The 11,589-nt window shown below is 40.5% G+C and carries 8 protein-coding genes; all 8 read left to right on the forward strand.

Annotated elements, in window-relative coordinates; all coding sequences use genetic code 11:
* Positions 1–354 precede the first annotated feature (354 nt).
* The 8 genes from QSJ47_RS07820 to QSJ47_RS07855 all read left to right on the forward strand — a co-directional run bounded on the left by QSJ47_RS07820 (position 355) and on the right by QSJ47_RS07855 (position 10,803).
* Positions 355–1,989 (forward strand): replication initiation protein, encoded by a 1,635-nt coding sequence (locus QSJ47_RS07820; protein ID WP_285602980.1) that lies wholly within the window; start codon positions 355–357, stop codon positions 1,987–1,989.
* An 813-nt stretch (positions 1,990–2,802) separates the two neighbouring features.
* The gene (locus QSJ47_RS07825) at positions 2,803–3,045 is read left to right on the forward strand and encodes a hypothetical protein (protein ID WP_221272691.1); all 243 of its coding nucleotides are present in this window, start codon (positions 2,803–2,805) and stop codon (positions 3,043–3,045) included.
* 36 nt (positions 3,046–3,081) lie between these two features.
* Positions 3,082–5,544 (forward strand): coiled-coil domain-containing protein, encoded by a 2,463-nt coding sequence (locus QSJ47_RS07830; RefSeq protein WP_285602981.1) that lies wholly within the window; start codon positions 3,082–3,084, stop codon positions 5,542–5,544.
* Between the two features lie 490 nt (positions 5,545–6,034).
* On the forward strand, positions 6,035–6,664 hold the full coding sequence (locus QSJ47_RS07835) for a hypothetical protein (RefSeq protein ID WP_221272690.1): 630 nt from the start codon (positions 6,035–6,037) through the stop codon (positions 6,662–6,664).
* Positions 6,665–6,865: 201 nt separating this feature from the next.
* The gene (locus QSJ47_RS07840) at positions 6,866–7,708 is read left to right on the forward strand and encodes a Dam family site-specific DNA-(adenine-N6)-methyltransferase (RefSeq protein ID WP_260321755.1); all 843 of its coding nucleotides are present in this window, start codon (positions 6,866–6,868) and stop codon (positions 7,706–7,708) included.
* The gene (locus QSJ47_RS07845; RefSeq protein WP_221272688.1) at positions 7,701–9,254 is read left to right on the forward strand and encodes an AlwI family type II restriction endonuclease; all 1,554 of its coding nucleotides are present in this window, start codon (positions 7,701–7,703) and stop codon (positions 9,252–9,254) included. The genes QSJ47_RS07840 and QSJ47_RS07845 overlap by 8 nt, the downstream gene beginning before the upstream one ends.
* A complete protein-coding gene (locus tag QSJ47_RS07850; protein ID WP_221272687.1) occupies positions 9,247–10,293 on the forward strand; it encodes a DNA adenine methylase in 1,047 nt (348 codons plus the stop codon). The genes QSJ47_RS07845 and QSJ47_RS07850 overlap by 8 nt, the downstream gene beginning before the upstream one ends.
* 81 nt (positions 10,294–10,374) lie before the next feature.
* A complete protein-coding gene (locus QSJ47_RS07855; protein WP_221272693.1) occupies positions 10,375–10,803 on the forward strand; it encodes a hypothetical protein in 429 nt (142 codons plus the stop codon).
* Positions 10,804–11,589: the final 786 nt, after the last annotated feature.

Raw genomic sequence — 11,589 nt, forward strand, 5'->3', positions numbered from 1 at the left:
TCGTTTTTCAACTAAATTTATCTACTTTTCAACTAATTTTATCTACAGAAAATAACTAATTTTGTCTAAAACCTATAAAAATTTAGTTTTTAGAGCCCATTTTTTCGGCTTTTTAAGGGGTAATATTTCTTAAATTAGTTGATATATGCTAAAATTGCCTAGAAAAAACTAGATTTAAAGATATTTAAAGATGAAGTAATGTTTTCTAAGAAAGTAGATGAGACTCAATTGAGTCGGCTCAAAGCCCTGAAGTACGACTTGGATGCAATCGGTATTTTGGAGACACAAAGCAATCAAAATCCCACTACGCTCGTTAAGCTATTCCCAGAAAAATCACAAATTGTGAGGGAGATAGTGGCAATCATACTAGCAAATGAGGGGAATATAGATGGTGCAGAAAGCAACGACACTTCACAACATGCCATTAAAGATTTAAAACACATTGCAAAGCAAATCAGCGATTTGGAGGCAATTTTACAGAACGCAACCCGTTCTGGCGTAAAACAAGGTTTAAAAGATGGGATCGCTGACTGCATTGAGAAGATGGCAACAACGCTCAACACATGGACTGGCTGGTTAGAAAAAGAAAATGTTAGTCATTGCAACTCGCAGACCACAGAAGTCATCTCCACACAGCCAGACAAAGTCAAAATCCCCGCCATTGAAGTCGCTTCTACTGCAAAAACCCCAACCCAAGAGCAACAACAAAATTTGGTGGTTGTGGCTTTTGCCAAAGATTTAAAGGTGTGCGACCCCGGGGATATTTGGATGCATAACAATATCTACAAAGTAAATCTAGGCGGTTTAACGGCTTTAGAAAATAACCTACTCTACAGCATATGCGACAAAGTCAAAAACAAAAAAGACATGATTGTTAATTTTACAGCCAAAGACTTGCGCCACATTGTGGGGCTTAAAACTTTCAGTGGGGCTAAATTAACCACCTTAGCTAAGTCTCTGAGTAAAAAACTCATCGCCGCTCACTTTGAAGTGCTGATCCCCGTTGGTGAGGATTTAGTGGCGAGTGAGTACATTGGCCTTTTCAGCCGTTTTAGTGTCGTGCACCATAAATCAAGTGGAGAATTCGAGCACCTAACAGTGCAAGTTGGACAACACTTCACACATTTGTTAAATGCCCTAACCAAAGACTTCACCATATTTAAGCTCAATACTTTTGTGAACTTAAAGAGTAAATACGCCAAGACTCTTTTTAGAATGCTGGAGCGCTTTAGAAACACTCCTTATAAAATCACCTTCACAAACATTGTCTATAAGAACGATTGGGTGGGGTTTTGTGAATTTATGGGAATCCCTAAAAGCTATAAAATAGCCGACATTGAGAGTAACATATTAGCCCCTGCTTGCCGAGAACTAGGCTATACAAAAAATGAAATCGATATCCTATTAGGGCAGGGCAAAACATATGAAGACTTACGCGACAGACCTTATAACACTATATTTTATGAAAAACACCGTGCAGGACGGGGTGGCAAGATTGTAGGCATCACCTTTTATGTAACTCCAAATACAGACACACTGAGACAACAGGAAATCACTAAACGGCGTTTAGAAATCAAAAAAGAACAAAATGCCGTTTTAGATAAAGCCATCATTGCCCAAAAGGAATTTAAAAAACGACAGGCACAAAGAGCAAAAAAACTAGAGTACTACACCCAGCAAGAAGTTAAGACGCTCATAGGCTTTTGTGGCAGAGTGGGCAATTTGTTTGTTGATGAGTTTGGTGAACACTTATTTAAAAAACTTAAACTATGCACGGTCAATTTTTGGAACAATAAAAAATGGATATTTTGTCTTTTTGAGATCACTCCAAGAGATCAAGATGCCATGCGTGACGAAACGCAATGGGCAACAAGATACCAACAACACATACAACTTTGTAATGTTGATTATAAAAGCGGAAGATACCTAACCTACACTTTTGCCGATGCCGACAGCTTTATTGAACGCTTTGCTAAAAGCTCTACCTAGATTTTACTCTTACTCAGTCTAGTTTGACAATCTTTGAAGCCCTCTAAAACAATGCATAGAGAATAAGTAGGCTTAGAGTAGATATACAAGACATAGACAAACCACACAAGATTTTAGACCCATTTATCTTAACCAATGTCAAGCACCTTAAAAGCTGGTTTAAGAAGTATGCGGAGTGAGAGAGGACAAATATATTTCTTACACTCACCCCATTAATCTCTAATCTAATTTTTCTAGAATTGACAATAGAATTATAAGAATTATTAAAAACAATATTTTTCTCATTTTAATCATTTCATGTTTTTTCTATATATAAGCTTTTGATTTGTTTTATTTTTGAAATTTATAGAGTAAGTCATGTCTTATGTTGTCTGTCCCCACTTGCGACACCCCAGAGCATTTTGTGTTTATCTTTGAAAACATGCAAGACTTACAAAAGTGGATAGACAAACACAGCACTAAAATCCCCCACTTCTAAAAACCCCCACAACCGCAAACCAATCCAAACCCCACACCCTAACACGCCCAAAACGATTATAGAGCCTTCTACAGCTTAAACCACTTTAAGCTATTAAAGCCCCCACGGCGTATGAGTGGCAAATTATGAGTGAGCTTGCGAACGCACCCTGTTAAGGGTCATAATTTGCAAATTATGACCCCCTACGGGGACACGCCGCAAGCTTGTTGTCATAATTTGCCCTTGCAGGGGGCTAAGAAATAAAATTAACTTAGAAGCATTTGAATATAAAAAAGTTGTTGCCTTGGCATTATGTACTAAAATCTTCATCAATATCAAAGCACAAGGATTAACATATGAAAAAGCCCATCAATGAAATGAACAGGCGAGAATTGCATGCTGAATTTACTAGGTTAGGCAAAGTGGTTACAAAAATTGAAGCAGAAGAAGAAAGACTTAGTGAGAAGTTAAAGAAAGTGCAAAAGTCTAAAAGTGAAGCTCTCACAAAATACAATGAAGTGCTTAAGAAGTTACAAGAATACAAAGAGGATACAAAGAGAGAGACCACAGAACAACACACAATCCCAAAAAACATCTAATAGCGATCAAGGTAAGCATTAGATAGAGAGAAAGCAATGGGAGGCATTGCATCCATCAACTTCAAACCCACGAAAAACCCCGTACAGGTGTTTCACAATGATAGAAGCACGCCCCCTAATTATCTCTTGCCTAAAGAAAGGCAATTATATTCTATCTGCAATAGAAGTGGTCTTGAAGCACAAGCTCTAAAGCAACAAATGATAGATAAGGCTATTAGTGCCTATACACAAAAAGTTAAACAGAAGTTTCAAGCAAAAACTTATGTTTATAGTGCCGTTGTCAATCTCAAAGACACGACCACCATGCAAGACCTAGAGAAACTAGCCACGCACTTTAAAGACAAATACGGCATTCAATGCTACCAAATCGCTATCCATAGAGATGAAGGGCATATAGATGAGTTTGGCAATACACACATCAACCACCACGCCCATATGGAGTTTGTAACGCTAGATGAGAACACGGGTAAGAATAACTTTAAAAGAGTGCCTTCTTTAATGCTTAAGCAAATCCAAACAGAAGTGGCACAAATCTTAGGCATGCAAAGGGGGACAGAAAAGCGTATCAGTGGAGCTAAACGCATTGAGCCTAGAGCTTACGCCAAGCTCATGGAGCAAGAGAAAGTCAAGCGGATTGCACTAAATGAGAGTCAAACCAAAGAAGTTAAAAACTACCAAGAGCAAATCCAAAACTTACAAGCAAGTGCCAAGAGCAACCAAGCAGAGCTAAACACCCTTAAACAAGACAAGACTAGCCTAGAGCTAGCCAACACTACACTACAACAAGAGAGCACCGCTTTAATCCAAGAGAACCAAGAGCTTAAAGACCACAGCACAGAGCTAGAAGCCACGCTCATAGACCTAACAAGTCTTGTAGCCCCCCAAAATAAGCAAGGTAAGCTCACCCTTAAAGAAGCCAAGCCCTTACTAGAGAGTGTAAGAAAGCAAATGATTGCTATTAATCAGGGCTTAGGCGATTTAAAGCTTTTTACACAAGAGGATTACAAAGCCTTAAGAGCCTTAAAAGAGGAGGACTTAAGCATTGCTGACTTAAAAAATCGCATTACACAGATAGAGCGAGAAGCCAAAGAACGCTATAAAACTTTACAAGAGCAATACAAAGATCACTTAAGCCCTGAGCAGGTAAAGGACAAAGTAACAGCCACTGCCAAGCAATACGAAAAGCATTTAAGTCCCGAGCAAGTAGAAGACAAGATAACAGCCACTAAAGCCTTATACAAAGACTATCTAAGCCCTAGTGCTGTGAAAGAGCTTAGGCAAAAGCACACTAAAGAGCTTGAGCTTAGAGAACAAAGCCACACTAAGGCTTTACAAGAGAAAGATAGTGCCTTAGAGAAAATGGCACAAGAGCTAAGAAACAAAGACACAGAACATGCCAAAGCCCTAGATACACTACAAACACAGCACGCCCAAGAGCTAGAACAAGCCAAGAGAGAGCTTGAGAAAAAAGCCAAGCCACAAGAGTATGCAAACAAGCTAAAAGACCTATTGCAAAGCTTTATAGAACAAGTCGTTAGCCCCGTGCTAGAGAAACTCCAAGCAGAGAAAGGGGCAGAGATCGAAGCCGTGATCCAATGGAAAAAGCAAAACGAACAAGAGAAAGCAAAATACCACGCATATCTAGCAGCCCTTGCAGATGATTTGATTGCAGGAAAATTCTCTACAATCAACGCTATGGCAAAACTATTTGGCAAGGGGGTTAAAGATGCCATGAGTCCGCAATACTTTGAAAGCATTGCCAAAGATAGGCGGGATCGATTTTTAAAACAACATATAGGTGAGATTGAAAAGAAGTTAAACCAAGAGCTTAAGCCCATCATTGCCAAGATAGAGCAAACGAGAGAATGGGGGCATAAAGCCTTTCTAGAGAGGATAAAAGGACTAGAAAGTAGCATAGGCAAGCTTACCACAGAGTTTAAGGGGAGTGCAGAGTATGGAGCAGAACTCAGTCAAGCTCAAAGGCAGGTAGATAGCCTTGAATACGACAAAAAGCAGTTACAAAGTAAGATTAACTCTCTAGAGCAAGAAAAAGAAAACACAAAACGAGAGTTGCAAGAAGCCCACGCAAATAAAGAAGTCCTTAGAAAGAGTGTTGCCGAGAACACAAAGCTTAAAGATGAGCTAGATACAGCCAAGGCAGAGCTACAGACTACAAAAGACAAGCTACAAACCACACAGAGCGACTTAGACACCACAAAGACAGAGCTTGAGGCGACAAAGGTAGAGTTAAAGGGCATGCAAAACGATTTGGGGGCTTTGGATAGGCTGGGGGGCGTTGTGTATGCAAAGATTGCCGAAATAGGCAAGATAAGCCCCGAAGTGGCTCAGGCGTTAGAAATCAAAGCCAGTAATGCATTAAACGACCTTGCTCGTCTTAGAGAGGAGTTGCCCGAAGCTTTAGCACAGGTGAAAGCCAAACAAGAGCAACAAAAGCTACAAGAGCAAGAGCAAAAGGGGAGTGGGGGCAAGCACATTTAGTGCCTTTCTTTTTGTGTTGTTTTGTAGAAAATCACAGAAAAATCACAGAGAATTTATAGACAAAATACAAAGAATTTTCATTAAAAATATTGCAAAAAAATATGTCAATATATTTAATACTTTTTAGATTTTATCCCTTGAATTTTTGTAAAACTCTTATAAAAGGCGTGCCTAATTTGTCATATTTTTTAAGAGCATTTTTAGATATTTTAGCACACAAAAAACCCTAATCAATCCCTTGCAAGAACAAGCATAAAGTGCTTATTTATGGTCTTTATGGCAATGGTTTAATCATTTTTATTTTTGTTTTTATTTCAATGTTTAATAAAATAAATATTTTTATCAATATTTAATATTATAAATTAATTTAAATTAAAATTATTAATTAATTAGTTAATTATCTAATTTTAGAATTATTTTACAATATCAATTTTCATTAATTATTTTTTGTTACAATGCTCGCCACACAACAACCAAAAGGGAGCTTGCTATGTTTGACATTAACTCTACAGAGGACATCACCCATTACGCCTTGCGTTTGCAAGAGATTAAAGAAAAAATGAAACAAGCTGGGTTATTAGAGTTGTTTGAAGAAGCCCTAGAGATTCAAGAGGGCTTTAAGCACCTTTTAAACTTATCCAACAAAAACAAAAAAATGCTGACAGCAGAGCTTATGGGTAAAAGACCTGTGGGACGACCTAGAAAAAATCTAGGGCAAGGAGTGGTGATAACCACGCAAGCCACCCAAACCAAAAGAGAGAAACAAGCACAGAGAGAGCAGAAAGAGCAAGCCCCCACAGAGAGCCAAGAGCAAGACACACAAGGGGAGCAAGGGGGTATAAAGAATGAAGCTAGCCCACAAGCTCAAAGCCAAACCCCACAAACCCCACAAGACACACAAAGCGAACAAGCCCCGCAAGGCACCCAAGACACACAACCCCCAAAAGCAAACCAAGACAATACACAAGGCATACAAACTCCACAAACAGAGCAAGACGCACAAGACGCACAAGACGCACAAACAGAGCAACAGCAAGGGCTAAACACTTCTAAGCCACAAAAACCCCAAGAAACCCAAGAAAATAAAAAGACAAGGGGCAGAAAGCCTAAGAAGGGGTAGCTAGCAAACAAAATCATCTCACAGCCTAAGAGCATAAGTATTGGTGTGCTAAACTCCACACAACAGCTTTAAAATGTAAGAGCCCACAAGGACAAAATGAAAACCGCCATCAAAACCCCACCAAAAACCCTATTTGACACCCAAAAACCCCCCTTAACTCTACGCTCCCCACTCTTTTATGTGGGCGATAAATACAAGCTCATGCCCCAATTAAGACCCCTATTCCCCATCCACATTAAACGCCTAATTGAGCCCTTTGTGGGTGGGGGTAGCTCGTTTTTAAACACCAAAGCCCAAACCTACCTACTCAACGACATCAACCCCTACATCATCAGGCTACATCAAGCTCTCATCGCCCAAGATTTTCAGTCATTCTTAAGCAAAATCCTTAAGAAAATCCAAGCCTATGGGCTGTCCTGCTCTTTTCAAGACCACATCCCCCCCTTTGCTCTAAGACAAACCCACAAAAAAACCTACTTCGCCCATTACAACAAAATCGCATACGAGCGTTTAAGGGCAGACTTCAACGCCCACAAGCAAGACATGGAGACGCTCTACTTGCTCTTGATCTATGGCTTTAACCACATGTTGCGTTTCAACGCCAAGGGGGACTTTAACTTACCCGTGGGCAATGTGGATTTTAACCGCAATGTGGTGGGGGCTTTAAAAGCCTATTTTGAGCACACCAAAACCAAACAACTCCAATTTTTTAGCCTAGACTTTAAGGACTTTTTGGGGGGCATTGCGTTTAAAAAGGGGGATTTTGTGTATTGCGACCCCCCCTATCTCATCAGTGGGAGCGAGTATAACAAGCTGTGGGGGGTTAAGCAAGAGCAAGACTTATACGCCCTATTGCAAGATTTGGACGCTGGGGGCGTGGCATGGGGGCTTTCAAACCTAGCCACGCACAAGGGGCAAGAAAACCCCTATTTGCTTGAATTTGCCAAAAGCTACAAGACTTTTGAAATCCAAAGCAATTACATCAGCTTTAAAGACAATAGCCTTAAGAAAAACTCTAGAGAGATTTACATCACCAATGCCTAAGAAACCCAAGTATAAAATCTTATCCTTCAGCACCACGATGCGTAACCCCAAACGCATTGCAGCGTTTTTAGAAGTGCTTGCCCGTTTTGAAAACCGCACCCTAACGCACGCCTTGATTATGCAAATTGTCGCCCTTTTAATCCAAGAGAGGCTTTATGAAACCGAATACGAAAGGAAGTTTTATAAAGAAAAATTAAAAAATGGCTTAGAGTTTAACCAAACTGAAATCCAAGAGATCATCATCAACTCTCCACAAGATCACAAAGAGGCTGGCTTTGAGCATGGATGGGAGAGTCGTTTTGACACTTGGTATAAACTCTCTAAGGAGCTGGGCTTTTGTTACTACCAAATGGGTAAGCCCCTCCTCATCTCTAATGTGGGGCATATTCTCATCAATGCCGTGCAAACAGAAGGGGAGGATGGTGTGCGTGTTGCTGGGGTGTTTCTCAATGCCCTAATGAAATACCAACGCAATAACCCCTTTAGGCGTGTGCGTAACGAAAACGCCCCCCTGCCCCTATTGCTAAACACCATGCGTGTGCTGAAAGAAAAAACAGGCGACTCTAAAATCCACACCCAAGAAATCCCCTTTCTGCTGTGCTGGCAAGATGGCGACCACAAGGCTTTAGCTGACTATATCCTAGACTTTAGATACGCCAACCCACATTTTCAATACAGCGATGATCTCATCTATGAAAAAGCCCTAAAGCTCTTAGAAAGCACCAACACCAACCGCTTTAAAAAGTCGCAGGTGTGCCAAGAAGGTGTAGATGATTACATCCGCAAAATGCGTCAAACACAGCTCATCACCTTAAGAGGTGGTGGGTTTTTCATTGACATCAACACTTTTGAGAGTGCAAAAGCCGACTATGTCATCCAACACTACACCAACTACCTCAAACACAAGGATCGCCTATCTTACTTCAATTACATGGGGACAATCGATGGCGTAATCCTAGACATCTCTACAAGCATAGACCCCACGACCCAAGAAAGCGTCAAGCTTAAGACCCTACAGCATTTTTCTAACACCTACACCCCAAAACAAATTTTTGACGAGCTAGAAAATCTTAATGGCAAAAAATCTAGCAAAGACACCCTTTTTAAACTCATCCCTGAGCCAACAAGACTAGAGTTTCTTACAAGCATTGCCCTAAAACAAGCTTATAAGAATTTGGAAGTCTTGCCAAATTACAGCGTAGATGATGAGGGTTTGCCGACAAGCCATGCCAGTGGGGGCAAGCCAGACATCCTATGCTATGACCCAAGCACACATGCCATCGCTGAAGTGAGCTTGCTGTGTGGGCGTGCCCAACTGGCAAACGAGCTCATCCCCATAGCAAGACACTTGGCTGATGAAAAGACACAGCACCCAAGCAAACACAACTTTGCCCTTTTCATCGCTCCTAAAATCCACGAGGATTGCCAACGATACGCCCGATTTGTCAAGCACGATGAAAACCTAGAGATTTGCAACCTAGACATCAAAGGCTTCATCAAAGGGCTTCAAAACACAATTCACATCGCTGAGCTTTTGCATGGCTAGCCCCTGTTTTAACATTGCCAACCGCCGATACACGGGGGCTAAGACAAAAATCCTAAATGAGATCGGTGCTGTCATAGCAAGCATCCCAAGCCTAGAAAAACAGAAAAACAAGGTTTTCTTTGATGTCTTTGCAGGGACGGGCGTGGTGAGTGAATTTTTTATCCGCCAAAACTCTTTCACGCATTTCATTCTCAATGATTTTTTGCACGCTAACCATGCCATCTACCAAGCTTTTTTGAGCCAAGAGCCTTTCAACCAAGCCCTTTTAAACAGCCTACACGACCGCTACAATGCCCTTGACCATCTAGAGGATAATTACTACTCTAAACACTTTGGGGGCAAGTTTTTTAGCCTTCTAGACGCTCAAAAAATAGGCTTCATCCGTAGCGACATAGACCGCCTACGCCACACCCATGCCATCACCCAAAAAGAGTTTTATATTCTACTTGCTAGTTTGCTCTTTAGTGTAGACAAGATTGCAAACACCGTGGGGCATTACGATGCCTACCGAAAAAACACACCCCCGCAAGATCGATTTAAATTTGTGCCAATACAACCCATACAAACCCCCCACATCATAGACATCCGCCAAATGGATGCCAACACCCTAGCCAAAAACCTAGACATCCCCATTGCCATCGCCTTCATAGACCCCCCCTACAACTCAAGGCAGTATTCAAGGTTTTACCACCTTTTAGAGACGCTTGCCAAAAACAACCAACCCAAGCTTTACGGACAAGCCCTAAAGCCACAGCCTGAAAACATGAGTGCCTATTGCAAAGTGGAAGCAAAGATTGCCTTTAAAAACCTAGTCCAAGCCCTAGCCCCCAAAACAAAAGCCCTTGTTGTAACCTACAACAACACCTACACTTCTAAATCCAACTCTAGCCAAAATAAAATCACGCTCCAAGAGATCAGCACAATCTTGCAAAGCTGTGGCAAGCTCACCACCCATGAGTTTCCTTTTAAAGCCTTCAGTGCAGGTAAAACAGAGTTTGAAGCCCACAAAGAATATATTTTCGTGTGTGAAGTGAAATAAGGCTCTTAAACCACACAAAAGACTACTGAGTTAAAATGCGTTTTAGAGTTGTGTTGTTAGTCTTTACCTTGGGAGTTTGGCATGAGTTTGCTAAAGTTTTTGATTAAAAATCTCTTGGCGAGTTATCTTATCATTGTTGGTTTGCCCACAAATCTATATGCAGATAAATTAGATTTTTGTGTAAGAACATGGGAATTAACACTTTTTGGTATGCCTATTGGTACTGCTTCTGTGAAAATTGTTTCTAAGACCAATAGCAGATTAAACATTAGGAAAATAAGTTTCAACGGAGGGAAATCTTGTAATAATTTTCAAATTACAAGAGCAAGTCATGGAGGAAATTTAGCTTATAATGAACCGCTCATTCTTCAAGTAGGGTGTTCTGTCTTGCAACTTAACTCTATAGAAATTTATACTACAGATGGCAGAGTGTTTCAGCATGCCTTCAGAGGAATTGAAACTGGTACAGAAGCAACTGCAGACTTTATTGATGGATGCGATGACGATTAAAGGTTACCAGAACTCTAAGAACCTAATCCACAATTCATAAACACAAACTCTAAAAGAACCATAAAAATTCAACTTACTTGAATACACTTTCTACCCCACTAGAATGCTCCACAATCGCAACAACACCCCTAACCCATAGTTTGAACTCTTTAACCTGTCTTAACGCTCTACGGGCTTTTAAACGCAAAATGCAGGTTTTAGGTTTTGGAACAAAGATTTAGGGCGTTTTTGGTAGCGCTAGACATTTCGGGCTTTTGCGTGATTATGTGGATAGCCTTTTTAAACCCGTAAAGGGGTCATAAACCGCAATCTTGCCCTTTGGCTATATCCAAATACCTTTTAACACTCCAAAGCGATTACAGAGCCTTTAAACGCAAATTCTCATTTCAAAACCCCCAAAGCCTTCTTTAACTGCAAGGGCGTGATACAGCCACAACACAAACTAATCTCTCACTTCAAAGCCCTCTCTTGGGGGTTTGGGGGGCTTGCCCCCCAAGAAAAATCCAAATAAATGCCAAGCGCAAGCTTGGCTTACCTTAAGAAAATTGACCTAAAAATTTCAAAAAAAATTTTTTCGTCGTAATTATTTTTATAACTTATTGTAATCCTTATTGTACGCCAAAAAAAAGTGCCTCACAAACAGCGCATGGCACGGGGTTCGCGAGTATTTTTTTTTCGTTTTTCAACTAAATTTATCTACTTTTCAACTAATTTTATCTACAGAAAATAACTAATTTTGTCTAAAACCTATAAAAATTTAGTTTTTAGAGCCCATTTTTTCGGCTT

The organism is Helicobacter sp. NHP22-001, from assembly GCF_030270165.1.
Taxonomy (GTDB): domain Bacteria; phylum Campylobacterota; class Campylobacteria; order Campylobacterales; family Helicobacteraceae; genus Helicobacter; species Helicobacter gastrofelis.